The organism is Peptostreptococcus canis, from assembly GCF_014229965.1.
GTDB classification, from domain to species: domain Bacteria; phylum Bacillota; class Clostridia; order Peptostreptococcales; family Peptostreptococcaceae; genus Peptostreptococcus; species Peptostreptococcus canis.
Window position 1 is genome coordinate 38,931 of record NZ_JABGBW010000008.1, and the last position, 17,702, is coordinate 56,632.

Annotated in this window: 6 protein-coding genes; 1 reads left to right on the forward strand and 5 read right to left on the reverse strand. The window is 31.1% G+C overall.

Going from position 1 to position 17,702, the window contains the following annotated elements; all coding sequences use genetic code 11:
• Positions 1–53: 53 nt before the first annotated feature.
• The 5 genes from radA to HLB29_RS07965 form a co-directional block, all read right to left on the reverse strand.
• Positions 54–1,433 (reverse strand): DNA repair protein RadA, encoded by a 1,380-nt coding sequence (gene radA, locus HLB29_RS07945; RefSeq protein WP_185624643.1) that lies wholly within the window; start codon positions 1,431–1,433, stop codon positions 54–56.
• A gap of 276 nt (positions 1,434–1,709) precedes the next feature.
• Positions 1,710–3,635 carry an elongation factor G gene (locus HLB29_RS07950; RefSeq protein ID WP_185624644.1) on the reverse strand — a complete coding sequence of 642 codons (1,926 nt, stop codon included), beginning with the start codon at positions 3,633–3,635 and terminating at the stop codon, positions 1,710–1,712.
• A gap of 252 nt (positions 3,636–3,887) precedes the next feature.
• Positions 3,888–7,469, reverse strand: a complete 3,582-nt coding sequence (locus HLB29_RS07955; RefSeq protein ID WP_185624645.1) for a S8 family serine peptidase — start codon at positions 7,467–7,469, stop codon at positions 3,888–3,890.
• A 31-nt stretch (positions 7,470–7,500) separates the two neighbouring features.
• The gene (locus HLB29_RS07960) at positions 7,501–12,375 is read right to left on the reverse strand and encodes a cell wall-binding repeat-containing protein (RefSeq protein ID WP_185624646.1); all 4,875 of its coding nucleotides are present in this window, start codon (positions 12,373–12,375) and stop codon (positions 7,501–7,503) included.
• A 450-nt stretch (positions 12,376–12,825) separates the two neighbouring features.
• On the reverse strand, positions 12,826–16,269 hold the full coding sequence (locus HLB29_RS07965; RefSeq protein ID WP_185624647.1) for a pyruvate carboxylase: 3,444 nt from the start codon (positions 16,267–16,269) through the stop codon (positions 12,826–12,828).
• A gap of 452 nt (positions 16,270–16,721) precedes the next feature.
• On the opposite strand from HLB29_RS07965, the gene prxU reads away from it, so the two are divergent.
• On the forward strand, positions 16,722–17,441 hold the full coding sequence (prxU, locus tag HLB29_RS09690) for a thioredoxin-dependent peroxiredoxin (RefSeq protein WP_243155116.1): 720 nt from the start codon (positions 16,722–16,724) through the stop codon (positions 17,439–17,441).
• The last annotated feature ends 261 nt before the right edge of the window (positions 17,442–17,702 follow it).

Below are 17,702 nucleotides of genomic sequence, written 5' to 3' on the forward strand. Positions count from 1 at the left end.
AATCCTTAATAAAAACTATCTAAATACTATTTTTAACAAAAAAAATTAAAAAATTATCCACCTAATACTTCATAAATAGCTTGTCTTAAATTTGAAACCGGTACAATTTCAATGTTGTAATCTTTTGCGAAATCCTCGGAGTAATTTCCACGTGGAATCACCATTTTTGAAAAACCTAACTTTTCACATTCCACGATTCTTTTTTCAATAAAACTCACAGTTCTTAATTCGCCTGTAAGACCTATTTCTCCCGTTACTGCAACACTTGCATCTATTGCAATGTTTTTAAAACTCGATGCTACCGCCAATGCTATCCCCAAATCCATAGACGGCTCACTGATTCTTAGCCCGCCTATAATATTTACAAAAACATCCTGATTCTGAATTTGCATTCCTACTACTTTTTCCAGAACGGCTAATATCAATGCTACTCTATTGTTATCTACCCCGGTTGTAGTTCTTCTAGGGTATCCAAAATTAGTAGGTGCCACAAGTGCCTGTAATTCCAATAACATGGATCTTGTTCCCTCTACGGTAGATACAATTACTGAACCCGATACATCCGTTGGTTTTTCCGAAATTAAAACTTTGGATGGATTTTCCAGTTCTACCAAACCATCACTTTTCATTTCAAATACTCCCAATTCATTTGTGGATCCAAATCTATTTTTCACTGCTCTAAGTATTCTATACGTGTTATATCTTTCACCTTCAAAATACAACACCGTATCAACCATATGCTCCAGTAGTTTGGGTCCTGCCAAAGATCCTTCTTTTGTTACGTGCCCTACTATGAATGTAGATATGGCATTTTTTTTGGAAATTTTCATAAACTTTGACGTTGCCTCTTTTATCTGGCTGACTGTTCCCGGCGCCGAATTGATTTCAGGATTTATCATAGTTTGAACAGAGTCTACTATTATTACATCCGGTTTTACGTCTGAAATTACTACTTCAATCGCCGAAAGATTATTCTCCGTGTATATATATAAATTATCAGAGTCTACATTCAATCTTTTCGCTCTCATTTTTATCTGATTTTCACTTTCTTCTCCAGATATATAAAGAACTTGTTTTCCACTCTTTGCAATATTATCCGATACTTGTAATAGTAAAGTCGATTTTCCAATACCGGGATCCCCGCCTACTAATATCATTGAACCCGGAATTATACCACTTCCAAGCACCCTGTCCAATTCGGGTATATTAGTAGAAAAACGCTCTTCTCTATTAATTGTAATGGAGTTTATCTTCACCGGTTTGATATTTGATTTCAAAGCCGCATTTGCCATAGCTTGAACTTTAGGATTTATTTTCTCTTCAATTTCTTCCACAAATGTATTCCACTGTAAACATTCCGGACATTTTCCCAACCATTTTGGATTTATATATCCGCAATTTTGACATACATATTTAGTCTTTATCTTTGCCATAGAGTCTAACAACACCCCCTTAAATTTAGCTTAAAGTCTATTTTTACATTATATCACAAATACACAACAATATGACTTAATAGTTTTAGACTAATTCAGTACCGATTTTAAACTAATTTTGGACTTATTACATACTTATTTTGGATTAATTTCATATTTGACATCAATATTTACTTCTGTAATATTTGCTTTTCTAATATCAATATTTGCTTCCCGTTTTTTATTTAATTGTAAAAAGGGCTTAACCTTTACGATTAAACCCTCTTTGTATTTTATTTATTTGTTTGCTTCAGCAATTATCTTTTCGCTTGCACTTGCAGGTACTTCAGCATAACTATCGAATTCCATTTCAAAATATCCTCTACCTTGTGTCATGGATCTTAGGTCAATTGCATATTTGAATGTTTCTCCTTGTGGAGCCAGAGCTTCCAAAATCTGTTTGCCTTTTCCATTGGATTCCATACCTAAGATTTTACCTCTTCTCTTGTTCATATCTCCCATTACATCTCCCATATATTCTTCAGGAATTGTAATTGTAAGTTTCATTACTGGTTCAAGAAGTACGGGTTTTGCTTCTTCCATACCCTTTTTAAAGGCTATTGATGCCGCCATCTTAAAAGCCATTTCTGAGGAATCGACATCATGATAAGAACCATCGTATAGAACGGCCTTAATATTTGTCACAGGATATCCGGCAAGAACCCCCTTAAGCATAGAATCTTTCAATCCCTTTTCTACTGCCGGTACATAAGATTTTGGTACAGAACCCCCGAATAGTTCTTCTGAAAAATCAAATTCATCATCACTTCTGGAGAATCTTATTTTTACATGACCATATTGCCCATGTCCTCCCGATTGTTTTTTATGTTTACCTTCAACATCAGAGCTGCCTTTTATCGTTTCTCTATAAGCAACTTTAAGGTCATTTAAATCTACATCCAATCCGAATTTGTCTTTCATCTTATTTATCAGTGTTTTAATGTGAAGCTCACCCTGTCCTCCTATTAACGCCTGATTTGTCTCGATGTTTCTGAAATAATCTAGTGTAGGATCCTCTCCGACTAGTCTGGAAATCACGTTTGCCATTTTATCTTCATCATTTTTGTTCTTTGGAGATACAGCATAATAAATCTGTGGTTTAGGGAATACTATTTCAAAATCGGCTTCTCCATCTCTCTGAGTGGATATTGTATCTCCCGTTGCCAAACCGGTTACTTTTGTGACTACGATTATGTCGCCTGCATAAGCTTTTTCAAGCTCTATCAACTCTCCGCCTCTAATCGTATATATATTTGATATTTTTTCTTTATTCGAAGTTCTAAAGTTAAAAAGTTCTGTATCCTTGGAAATTGACCCTTGAGTTATTTTTATATATGATATTTTTCCAATGAATGGATCTATAAAAGTTTTGAATACCGTTCCTTTAAAAGGACTATCAATATCTGTGTATGAAGGATCTATATAATTTTCCAAAGATGCTAATATTTCAGCAGTTCCGATATTATTTATTGTAGAACCGGAAATAACGGGTATTATATCTCCTCTTTTGATTCCTATAGTAATACCATTTCTAATTTCATCTTCAGTAAGTTCTTCACCTTCAAAAAATTTTTCCAAATAGTTATCGTCTGTTTCAGCTATCAATTCCATTAATGCATCATATGCCTGCTTTGCCTGAATTCTAAATTCTTCGTCCAATCCTTCATAGTTTTCAAAAACATTGTGCAATTTCACAAATTTTCCATCCTTGAATTCCGGAGAAATCATTGGCACTATCTTATTTTCAAATTTATTGTTAAGCATTTCGATTACATCTTTGTATCTTGCTTTTTCATTATCTATTTTATTAATGAACATTATTTTAGGAATACCTTCAGTAAGTTCTAGAGCTTTTTCTGTACCTACTTGAACAGGATCAGTAGCATCAATTACTATTATTGCAGCATCACTTGCTGATAATGCAGATACCATATCACCTGAAAAATCAGTATAGCCCGGAGTATCTAAAAAATTAAATTTAAATCCCTCATACTCAACCGGCATAAGCCCCATGCTATATGTCATCTGTACATTGTTACTTAATTTGGGAATCTTATTTACATTAGCTGCATGAGCAATTGTTTCCAAAAGATTCGTTTTACCACAGCCACTGTGTCCCAAAACGGAAATATTTCTTATTTTTTCACTTTTATAGACTTTCATACGTGCACCTACCTTATAATTATTATTGGCTTTTACTAAAAATGTCTTTTTAAATAATATTATTTTCTATCGTCATAGCGAATAATTTATTGAACGGCAAATTCAGCAAAAAACACCAATTAATATATTATTCTACATATACCTGTAAAAATCCTTCTAAATTTTCTAAATTTTTTAAATTTTTTGTTACAAACATATTCACAGTATGTAAGATAGTAAATTTTGACATCCAGAGCAACTATTTATATATCATTACATATCTAATAGCCTATCTACAATCAAATCAGATACACTATTTTCTCCTCCTACTACAATCATCTCTTTTATATTCTTTTTAGCGATAGTATTGACAATTGAGTTTGACATATTCTTGGAACTCACTAATTGTATTGGTGCTTTTTGAATTGCTGCAATCCCGCCAATTACCAAAGCATCGGCAAAATTTTCTCCTGTTGCAATAAACATTTTTTCTGCATCTGGATATGCAAATTTCATAACATTAAGCGCTGTTTCATAGCGATTAGCCCCATATAGTCTCTTTTTCATAAATACGCCCGATTCTATATCTTTACCTACAGAACTATATCCTCCTACTATAAAAGTCTCATCGATATTTAAATCGGATAACACTCTTCTTATTTGATCAGGTATTTTATTATGTTGAACCAATAATATAGGCATATCATCTCTTGCAGCCATTGATGATGCAGTCAATGCATCAGAGAAATTTTCACCTGAAACCACTACAGCTGATTTTTTGGAACCTGTAATTGATACGATTTTTTTTGCAACTTCACTTGAAGTTTCATATCTATTACTTCCTGATATCCTTTCTACATTGCTATCGAGCTTTCTTAATTCCCTTTCAGTATTGCTACTTACCGAACTATTTCCTCCAATTATTATGCTGTTAGTTGCACCTAATCTTAAAATTTCATTTTTCACATCTTTTGAAATTCCATTCGATTTAGTAAGTAATATCGGTGCTTTTAAAAGTTTCGATAAAGTTGCCGCAGAAAGAGAATCCGGATAATCCTTGTCAGTCACTATTATTACCGTATCCGAAATTTCAAAATATTTTTTTGAAATTTCTACAGATGTTTTTATTCTGTCTTTTCCCATAATTCTAATTTTATTTCCATTAGAATCTTTTTTTATCTCTTCCTTCTTATCCTTTTCTATATCGTTTTCCGGCTTTATTGGGTCTGGGTTTGGTTTTATTGGGTCCGGGTTTGGTTTTATTGGGTCCGGATTTGGTTTTATCGGATCTGAATCGTCAGAATCCTGTATATCTTTAGCCTCTTTATCATAACCAACAGTTGATCTAATCATAAGTGAACCTTTTTTATTGCTAATATCTTTAAAAGATTTGAAATAGCCACCGTCGACTGAATATGAATGGTTTATCTGATCTTTTGCAGTAGAATCGATACCAACCACAAAAGATTTATTAGCATCAGGTTCTACTATTACATAATATGGTTTATCTATTTCAATATTATATCTCTCAAGATTAACAATAGTATCTCCAAGAGGATCTATGCTTGAAATCCTTGTACTTGGTAGTAAGGTTTTCATACGTTTGTTGTTGTTAAATGTCACTATAGATAATCTGGCTGAATTTGAAGTATGTTCACTACTGCTGATAAATCGTATTTTAACATCGTTAACAACCCCTTTTTTCTTTGGATTAAAACGAACTGCAACAGCTTTCTCACCTGAACTACCTACTATCTGATTTTTTTTATCTCCTTTATTTGCCTTACCATTGTCATAATATAATTCTTCTGATAATTGACCTATTTTGTCTTCCAATATCACTTCCAATTCTTTTGAATCTTCATTTAAAATGATTTTTTTGTCATAAAATTTGTATCCCTTTTTAAAAACTCTTATTGTATATTCACCTACAGGAATATTTTTTATATCAAAATTTCCCGTATCATCTGTTAATTCAATTCCCGTATCGTCATCTTCTACAAGATATACAGTAGCATTTGAAATAAGACTTCCATTTGAATTTTTTACAACTCCAGTCAAATTTTTTCTCAATTTTTCTTTTAAATCAAAGTCGATTTTGGTAGATTCATTTTTATTTATTTCAATTTCTTTAGTTTGACTTTCATAGCCATATGCTTTACAAGTCAATGTAATTTTCTCTTCTGCAGGATATTTTAAGAAAAATTCTCCCGTGCTTGAATTACTCTTAACGCTAATATCAGTACCGACTATAGAAATTTCAGCTTCTATCGGATTTCCATTAGATGTTATTTTCCCGGAAATAGTTCCGACATCTTTATCCAAAGCTCTGTTTACTGCTGCATAAGCATTTACTATACCATGTCCATATCCATGATTCGGGCTGGTAGTATATATCGAATCTGTAGCGGGAGTAGCTGTACTTTCCAATATTTTTTGTATATCTTTATCATCCAAGCTGGATTTTGCCGATTTGACAAGTGCTGCTACTCCGGATACATGAGGAGCCGCCATTGATGTTCCACTCATATATGCATATGATCCCTTTACAGAAGACCGAACCCGTACACCCGGTGCAGATATTTCTGGTTTAACTGTTGTTACATCATTAAATGGCGAAGGTCCTCTTTTTGAAAAAGATGCCAAAGCTCCATTTCTATCTACAGCCCCTACTGCCAATGATTCAAGATATGATGCCGGAGTTACAATACTTCCCGGACCCGGTAATGATTCACCGGGCATCTGGTTTCCCGCTGCAAATACAGGAAGTATATGAGCTTCTCTCCATCTTTTTACCGTTTCTCTAAACCATGGATCTTTGCTGTAGCTGGATCCTCCCCATGAATTATTTATTATTTGAGGTGCATTTGCCGGATTTCCTCCGGGAGCCAACATCCACTCTGCCGCTTTTATATAGCTGGAAGCATATGTGTTATGAATAGTATTATCAAAAATCCTCGCACTTATCCATTGAGAATCAGGGGCAACCCCTATCTGATTGTATTTTTCTCCATCTTCTGCTATTTCTGAACCAAGAATAATTCCCATACAGTGCGATCCATGCTCCATATCTGATACGTCTTTGGGATTTTTATTAGTTTCTAATGCATCAAAATAATTTTCGTCACTATATTCGACTTTGTCAGTTAAGTTATTATATCCTTTAAATTTTTTCCTTAGTATCGGATGCTGTGCATCAACGGCTGAATCCATAATGCCTATTGTAACACCTTTTCCGGTTATACCTTGTTTCCATGCCATATCAGCACCGATATTTTTTATGTTCCATTCAATTTCATCATTAGAACTGGATAAATTTTGTCTATCTACTACAGGAATAGGATTGTCATGTTCAATAGTTTCATTTATATCTATTTTTGATATTTCAGGATTCGATGCAAGTTTTTCAATAGTATGCTTTTTTGCTATCAAGTGTATACTATTGACAATATAAAAACTTTCGAATTCCCTGACATTCCCTGATTTTTTCTCATATTCAAGCCAATTCAATATATTATCTTGACTTTCCACAGCAGTTTGTGATAATTCAGCTATAATTGCTTTTCTTTCCTTATCATCCTGAGGTTCATCGTTTTTCATTGATGCACTTAATTTCTTTGCTTTTAATATGGATGCCTCATCCTTAAGATATATCATAACATCAAAAAAATCTTTTTCTTTATTTAACTCATCCATTAATTCTTTTGTGATGCTTGATTTATCTATTATTGCATTTATACTCGTGCCTTCAGTCGTTTCAAAATCTTCTGCCAGTGAAATAACTTTTCCACTAGTAAAAACAATTGCAGCTGTTAATGCTAAACTTATATAACGATTAAATATTTTTTTTCGCAAAATTATGCCTCCTTAAATCGTCTAATTTCATCTAAAGTGACTTTATGATATTTCTAATAGTTTCACTGACTGAGCTTTTTCCACCTAGTATTATCGTATCTTTTATATTTTTAGATTTAATATATTCTTTCTGACCTTCTGATATATTATTTCCAACTAGTTGAATCGGAGCCTTTTTACCGGCCGCTAGTTGCGAACCTGATAATGCATCAATCACTTTTTCATCTGTGCCAGCTGAAATTAGAATACTATTTATCTCTTTATAAAGTCTTTCTGATATTTTTAGCGAAGTTTCATATCTATCTTTTCCTGATATTCTAGATGTATTTTTTACGATTTTACTAATTTTATTTTCAATATTTCTTGAAATTGAGCTTGTTCCGCCTATGATAATCACTTCATCAGCATTCTTTATCAAATCCATATCTTTATCATCTATACTTATTCCATCTGATAAGATCATGCCAAAATTGTTTTGAGCACAATATCCCGATATAGAAATGGCATCAGCATAATTTATTCCATTTACAACCACATATTTTTTAGATTTTAAAGATGATTTTTGTAAAAGTTTTTGTGCAGTTTTATATCTGTTGCTTCCATAAATTCTTACAACATCTATTCCCATAGTCTTTAGTTTCTCATCTACGTCCTTACCTATAGTACTATATCCTCCTACAATAGACACCTCTTTAACTCCTAATCTTCTAATTTCATCTAATGTTTCTGTTGGTATGCCTTTTTTATTTGCTAATAATATAGGTGCATTTATTGATTTTGCATAAGTTGAAGTGGCAAGAGCATCTATCGGTGTTACTCCTGATGCAATAACCGCTTTGTCATTTGTTTTTGGGAATAATACTTCGCTTATTTTAGCTGCTGTTGCATATCTATTTTTTCCTTCTATGCTCTTAAATTCCTTGACCTTATCTTCTTTTAAATTTAATAATAACTTAGCCTCTTGTTCAGAATTCATAGCAGGTATAAATATTTTTATTCTTATTTCTTTTTCTATTTTGCCCGATTTGCTAAATTTAAATGTATTGTTACCATCCTCACTCTTTATCAGAGATGCTTCCTTGTAATCTTTACCATCGAGATACCATAATCTTGAAACACTTGATTTTGACTCTGACAAGGCTGCTCTTTTTTGTGGACCATCATATTTCTTAAAAGTCAATTCATAAGTAGATTCATTCTTTTCCTTATTATACATTGCTTTTATTGACTTATTTAGTAAGAAATCATTTGCCATAGATATCTTACCATCTTTTGTTTTTATCTCACTTTTTATTTCATTTAATTTTTCTTCCTGTTTTTTATCTTCTGATGAATTAAATGTATCAATTGCAGTATCAAGTTCTTTTACTGCAGCTTCTATTTCAGAATTTTTAGTAGCACTATTTAATTTTGATACTGCTTTTTCAATAGCACTTCTTAATGTGGCAAAGGCTTTATCTGTTTTATTTCCGATTTTTATTTTCTTAGCCGTTTCAATTTTATCTTCAAGAGGTTTTTTATTTAAGTTAGGAACTTCTTCTTTCTTTATAAGTAGTTTCTCGGAAGCTTCTATAGCTTTTTCGTATTTACTGCGTTCATCAATTCCTTTTTCTTTTTTTGCTCTTTCAACATACTCTTTTGATTTTTTGACTTCCGCTTTTAAATCTTCCACAGAATTTTCTTTATACTCTCCGCTGTTTATTTTTTCTTCAGCTGATTTTATTTTTGCTTCTAAAACCGAAACATCATATCTTAAATGTTTAATTGTCTCGCTTAGTAATTGAGCATTTAATTTATTTACTTTTTCTGCATCTACTTTACTTTCTCCTAATGCATTCAAAATCTCTTCACGTTGGTTTTTAATATATTTTTTTGCGTTATTTATACTTTCGGAAGTAAATTTTCCAGATAATTCATCTGATTTCAAATCCGCTTCAGTCTGATTTTTAGTATTCTCAGAAGTTATATATAGGTCTGCTAAAAGCTTTGCACTGGCAAGATTATTAAAAGCAGATTTAACATCCTGTTCTGTAAAATCTATTTTATTTCGAACTTCTTTGGCTTTTTTTAAGTTATTTATCAAAGCCGTATATGCTTTATCTGACATTATATTTTTCCATGAAGAATAATACTTTTCGTTTACAGAATTAATCAATGCTATTAATTCTTTTTTGTCAACTTCATTTTCCGAATACCCTTCTGATTTTCCATCATAATCAATCCTCAATAATATATTATGACCATGAACCTCCTCTTTAAAAACAGGACTCGCTGATTCTGAATAAATATGTAAATCCTTAGTCGTTCCATCAACTGGTATTTTCACTTTGGATGGATATGTATATTCTTTTGTAAACGATTCATGTGACATAGTTATTTTTGATTGTTTCAATACTTCAACATCCATTTTATTAGAATTTTTATCATTATCTTTATAATAATATAACTTACTTATGACCCCAGTTGGTTGACTATCAGAGTTATACATAGGATTTAATTTCAATGTTAAAAAGTTTCCATCTTTATCCGTTGTAAGTTTTGCCCTGCTTACTAATGTTGTACTAGCATGTGAATCTCCAGAAGCATCTTCTTTTAAAAATCTAACATTTACAGTATACGTCTTTGAAACTTGAGTTTCTGATTTTTGAACAAGTTTTCCTTCTAATTCTGACAATTTTATTATAAAGGCATCAATTTGCTCTTTTGATAAATCTTGAGAAATAACGTTTTCAATTTCAATAATAATATTATTTATCGCATCCAAACTCTTATCAGTGTATTTTTCGCTTAATACCCATTTATTATATTTATTTTTAGCCTCTTTAAGTTTTTTATTTAACTCTGTTTTATCTGACGGTTTATTAGGTTCTTCTAAATAATCTTCTTTAGAATCATAATCAACAATCAATTTTTCAAAAGATGTTGTTTTAATAGATCCATCTTTATAGTAATAATCTATTTGAACCGGAATACTTTCTGTCTGACCATCCACATTCAAAACGATTTGAGTTGGAGTATCAATTTTTTTATTCCAAATATTTACTAACTCTTTTTTAATAACATCAGCACTGCCAAATACATTACCTTTTCCAGTATAACTTAAAGATTTAACTAATTGTTCAATTTCTCCGTTATTATATATAGGTTTTAAATCTATATATAATTTTTTAGTTTTTCCATTATTGGAAATCTCATATTTCACTTTTGTATTCAAGAATTCCTTGTATAAGCTATCACTTTTGCCTGTATCATTTTTTAAATCTATATTTACCAAATAAACAGCATCATTTTCTTTCTCCTTATCTTCATAATTTTCAGTAATTTTTTCTTCTAATTTACCATCTTTTCTTTCTAGAGAATTTATGGCTTTTTTTAGTTTTTCAAATAGAGGTTTTGTATTATTATCTAATGTCTTTTTTTGTTTAGCAGTTTTTATCCACTTTTCAGACTCTTCTTTTACTGTTATAAATTCTGCTAGTGCACTATTTGCTTTATAATCTGATATGTTTTTCTCCTCAGCTTTTTCCAGTAGTTTTTCCAATTTTTTAGTATTATATCTTAAAAATAATATACTTGCATTTCCAATGGTTTCTATATCAGTAGTAAGCTTCATTAAATTACTATTTTCCATAGATTTATTTGTCTCATTTAGTAAATCTCGAATTTTATTTAGACTTTGGTTTGTATACGTTTTTTCATCATAAAAACCATCATCTATATTTGATTTTTGCAATGAAATTTTTGTTCTAAGTATTTCCTTAATAGTTTCCTTATATTCAGCTTCATATATAGGCTTTACTATTTCATACATTTCTGTTAGATTTTCTCTATCTGGAGTCTGAATACTTTGAAAGGTTTTAAGCTCCTTAACTGCATCACTAATTTTTTTCTGTTGCACTGGACTATCCATATGAGAATTTACATAGTCATTTCCTCTATTTATCCACTCCTTTATTCTATTTGAACCCTCTCCTTTTCTTCTTTGAGGATTATCATTCTGAAAAATAAATTTGCTATAATCCATTTCTATTCCAAAAGGAGTATTTAAAGTATGCTCCTGACTATTTTCATCTACGTATTTAAAATTTGTTATTACTAATTGATTTCCCTTAATCTCTCCGGGAATAGTTACATAAAATAATGGTGTATGATTATCAGCACTTGGTCTTAATATTTCTACCTTAGGATTTATACTAGCTACGCCATTTACAGATAATGATTTTATTTCTTTTACTTTATCGGTATTTGCCGACATTATCATTTCTATATTATTTCCTGATTTGTAAATCTGAACAGTAGAACCAAATAATTCCTTTAATTCATTATTTTCTTCTGTTTTCTCAAATAAATCCTGAGCCGGATTAAACTGACCAAGATTTTTTAAATTGAAAATCTTGAAATTGCCAGTTGTAGTTTCATAAAATCCATCTTTTTTCAATTCATTTCCTAAATCAAAACAATATGCTTTTTTATATTGATACAGTTCATTTATAGCATTTTTAGCCTGGTCTTCCGTATAGTTATCCACATTATTTTTATGATGTTGAGCTAATTGCCAAACTAAATACCATGAAGTTGCTTCTACTGCCTCTTTTGTTAACTTATTTCTATCTGAGTAAACATCAAAAGGAGTACCATTATCAGTCGTCCTTATAAATGGTGTTCCTATATATCTGTGCACAAGCTCTTTATTATTCAGCATCTCATCAATTAATTTATTTAATTCTTGTTTTGTTTTTTCAGTTATTTCTGTTTCTTGATTATTTGATTGCATGCTAAAAACAGAGTTATCTACACCATCACTATTTTTTATTGCAAAACTAGGAGCTACAGCACTACTAGTCATCATTAAAGATAATGTTATTGATAACATTTTTTTATTTAATTTACATTTTTTATTTTTCATTTTTCCTCCTATAATTTTAATATATTTTTAATTAATATTGTTTATCTTTATCATGTGTTTCCTAAAAAAAATCTCATTATCTTATTCCTTTCTTTCTTTGTTTTAGAAATTTTCTCAAATTTAATCACCATACTATATTGCTTTCATATTTAATTAATAATATGCTGTATATAATATAGATAATCACTATTATTTCACATTCTGTAGTATATCATAATTAATAACACATATCAATTGTTTTTATCTGAACATAAATACACGTTTTAAATCACTTACCTTATCATTTATCATCCAATATAAAAAGCCCATTTCTGAAATAAATCAGAAATGAGCCTTCACTTAATAATAAATCGTGTTATAGATTAACATATTTAATTTAATTTAATTTAATTATATTTTATATAATTTTTGTATTTTAAATTCTACTTACAATACTATAACAGTAAAACCCTACTCTTCAATTGAATCAAGTTGCATTAATAATTGCTTATCTATAACCATATCATTTACATCTACAAGTACTTTGCTTATCTTTCCGGCAGCTTTTGCAACTATATTAGTTTCCATTTTCATGGCTTCAATAACTATCAGCGGTTGATTTTCGACCACTTCATCCCCAGCTTTTACAAGTATCTTCACAACTTTACCAGGTATGCTTGCGCCAATTTGATTAGGATCATTCATATCTGCCTTTTCAACATTTACTACCTTACCTGAGTAGTTGTTGTCTTTTATATCTACATCTCTTAGCATACCGTTTAGTTCAAATGTAAGAGTTCTCATACCATCTTCTTTTGGTTCTGCGATATCTACTAATTTAATAGTAAGATTTTTACCTTCCTCAATTTCAACTTCACATTCTTGACCGATATTTAGTCCATAGAAAAATACATCACTTTCCAATTCACTGACATCATTATAGTCATGAATATGTGTAATAAAATCTTCAAATACTTTTGGATATAAAGCATAGCTTACAAGTTGTCTTTTTGTTGGATCTTTCATTCCCAAATCTTCAATTAAGTGCTTTCTTATAGCATCGAAATCTTCATCCGGTAATAATGAACCGGGTCTTTCAGTTATGGCCGGTTCACCTTTTAACACAACTTCTTGCAGCGCCTTTGGAACACCTCCCATAGGCTGTCCAATCATCCCTTTACAGTAATCTACCAGTGAATCCGGGAATGATAGATTTTTACCTTCTTCAATTATATTTTCTTCAGTTAAGTTGTTTTTAGTCATAAATATTGCCAGGTCTCCAACTACTTTGGAAGAAGGAGTAACTTTTATAATATCTCCAACTACTCTATTTGCAACTTTATAATTTTCCTTAACTTCTTCAAATCTATTAACCAGACCTAAGCTATCAGCTTGAGGTTTTAAGTTTGTATACTGACCACCTGGAATTTCAAAATCGTAAATTTCAGCATTTGAATTTATTAAATCACTTTCAAATTTATAGTATATTTTTCTCAAATCCCTATAATATTTTCCTAATTCATTATATCCAAATATATCTATTTCGGGATCTCTTTCTGTAAATTTTAACCCTTCAATTACTGCATTTAATGATGGTTGAGAAGTAATTCCTGCCATAGATTCAAGTGCAGCATCTACTATATCTACTCCTGCCTGAGATGCCATCAATAAAGTAGAAACACCATTACCACTTGTATCATGAGTGTGCAAATGAATTGGAACACTTATATTTTCCTTAAGTGCTTTTATAAGTTCATATGCGGCATAAGGTTTTAGTAATCCTGCCATATCTTTAATTCCAATTATGTCTGTTCCAGCCTCTTCTAATTCTCTGGCCATATTTACATAGTAGTCTATAGTATATTTATCTTTATTTGGATCTAATACATCTCCGGTATAGCACATAGCTGCTTCAACTATTTTTCCTGTTTTTTGCGCTATAGAAATAGATTGTTTCATATTTTCAACCCAGTTAAGTGAATCAAATATTCTAAATACATCTATTCCTGAATCGGCACTTTGTTTGATAAATTCTTCAATTACATTATCCGGATAATTTTTATAACCTACTGCATTTGAAGCTCTTAAAAGCATCTGGAAATTGATACTAGGTATTGCTTCTCTTAATTTGTGAAGTCTTGTCCAAGGAGATTCTTTAAGAAACCTATATGCGACATCAAATGTAGCTCCTCCCCACATTTCCAGTGAGAACATATCTTTTTGATAATATTCAGTAGCTTTTGCTATGTTCATTAAATCAAAAGTTCTAAGTCTAGTAGCTATCAACGATTGATGTGCATCTCTCATGGTAGTATCTGTAAAAAGAAGTTTCTTTTCTTTCTTTATTTCATCCAAATATTCCTTTTTTCCAATTCTTAATAATTTTTCTCTACTACCTTCAACCTTTTTAATATCCCTTATTCTAGGTTCGTATAAGGCATCAAAACTTTTTCTTTCTTCACATTTATTATCGTTTACTACTACATTACCGATAAATTTAAGAAGTTTTGTACCTCTATCTTTACTTTCTTTTATGTCAAATAGTTGAGGATTTTCATCTATAAATTTAGTAGAACACTTTCCTTCTTTAAATTGAGGATCTAATAATACATTTACAAGAAAACCTACATTTGTCTTGACCCCTCTTACTCTCATTTCTTTTATAGATCTTACCATTTTGTTAATAGCGCCTTGAAAGGTTCTGTCATATGATATAGTTTTTACAAGTAGTGAATCATAGTATGGACTGATTGTCGCACCGGTAAATCCATTGCCTCCATCTAGTCTAATACCTGCTCCTGATCCCGATCTATATACCTGTATTTTTCCAGTATCCGGCATAAAATTCTTCTTTGGATCTTCTGTAGTTATTCTACATTGTATTGAATATCCCCTTAACTGAACATCTTCTTGAGATTGAATGTCTATTTCAGGATCAGATAATTTATGTCCTTGAGCAATCAAAATTTGACTTTGAACAATATCCACTCCCGTAACAAGTTCTGTAACAGTATGCTCTACCTGTACTCTGGTATTCATTTCAATAAAGTAATAGTTTCCATGCTTGTCCACTAAAAACTCCAAAGTTCCCGCACTGCTATATCCTACATGTCTTGCTATTTTAACAGCATCTACACAAATTTTGTCCCTTAATTCTTTTGGCAAAGAAAACGCAGGCGCATGTTCGATTATCTTCTGATGTCTTCTTTGAACAGAGCAGTCTCTTTCATATAGATGAACTATATTTCCATGCTTATCACCTAATATCTGAACCTCTATATGTTTAGGATCTTCAATATATTTTTCGACAAAAATTAGATCCTCTCCAAATGCTTTTCTTGATTCACTTCTGGCATTTTCAAATTCAATTTCTAAATCCTGTGGACGATGAACTATTCTCATACCTCTACCACCGCCACCATTAGAAGCTTTCAGCATTACAGGATAGCCGATTTCCTCAGCCACTCTTTTTGCCTCTTTTATAGTTTTTAATGACTTTTCCACTCCCGGTATAGTTGGAACACCTGCTTCATGGGCAACTATCTTGGAATTTATTTTATCTCCCAGTCTTTCCATTATTTCCGAATCCGGTCCAATAAAGGTAATTCCATTTTCCTCACATTTTCTAGCAAATTCCGCATTTTCTGATAGGAAACCGTATCCCGGATGTATTGCATCTACTTTTTTTCTCTTTGCCAGTGATATAATACCTTCTATATCCAGATATGCATCTACAGGACCTTTACCTTCACCAATTAAATAAGATTCATCTGCTTTAGTTCTAAAAAGGCCATATTTATCTTCTTCACTGTAAATACCTACACTTCTAATTTGAAGTTCTGCACAGGCTCTAAAAATTCTTATGGCAATTTCACCTCTATTGGCTACTAATATCTTGTTAAATTTTTTAAGCATATTATTACCTCCACTTTAATTATTTCATTAATGTTTCTATTATATCGCAATATGACTTTATTTTGAATAGTATTTTTTAAATTTTTTCATATGTTAATTAATTTTTTACAATTTTTTAAGTTTAATTAAATTTTTTTATCAACCAGTTTAAAAAGAAATTTTTACAATATATTTTATTCGTAATATATAATTTCTTAAATGCACTAAATATTATACTATTCTTTATTTTCAGTGCATAATATTCATTACTATATTATAACTTATTTTGTGGAAAAATTCGATATTATAACGAATTTTTTTAATGTAATAGATTATATAATTCGACATTTTATTCTAATTGAATTCTTTTTTCAAATATATTGACTTTTTGAGTAAAAATATAATATATTTGTATTATCTATAATAATAATTGGGTATATAGATATTAACTATAAAAATTGGAGGTTATTAATATGGCAGAAGAAAAAAAACCATTTGGCTGTGGCTCAAAAAGCACTCCAAAAGAAAATATTGATAAAGTAGTTGAAGAAAAGAATATTATTGAAAAAGAGAAGGGAGTAAAGAAAATGTTACAAATAGGAAGACCAGCTCCGGATTTCGAAGTTCCGGCATATCACAATGGAGAATTTACAAATGTTAAACTTAGCGATTATAAAGGAAAGTGGGTTTTACTTTGCTTTTACCCAGGAGACTTTACATTTGTCTGAGCTACTGAAGTATCAGCAGTTGCTGATAGATATAAAGAATTCCAAGAGCTTGGAGTTGAAGTTATCTCAATGAGCGTTGATAGCGTATTTGTTCATAAAGTATGGAATGATACTGAACTTTCTAAAATGGTAGATGGAGGAATTCCATATAAAATGGGTTCTGATGCCGGCGGAGAAGTAGGTAAAATATATGGAATTTATGATGAAGATGCCAAAGTAGATACAAGAGGTAGATTTATAATAGATCCTGATGGAATTGTTCAAGCATTTGAAGTACTAACTCCTCCTGTTGGAAGAAATGTGTCTGAAGCTTTAAGGCAAGTACAGGCATATCAACATGTAAGAAAACATGGTGGAAGTGAAGTTACTCCTTCAGGCTGGCAACCTGGAAAGAAAACATTGAAACCTGGTCCAGATTTGGTTGCTAATGTTTGGAAACACTGGACAGTAAAAGATGCAAAGTAGAGAATTAAGTAAGTAATTAATATAAAACTACTTAAACTTTTAATAGTTATTCAAGTCTATAATTTATAACGTTGATAGTAATAAAAAAATCCATGATCATCAGTCAGATGAAAATGGAAAAATTGCTATCGGCGTTATTTTTTTTAGAAAAAATTAGTTTATAAAAAACTCCGGAAAAATCCGGAGCTTGTCACGTAGCTACGTCCTATTCTCCCGGGCAGCTTCCCGCCAAGTACCTTCAGCGCTAAAGAGCTTAACTTC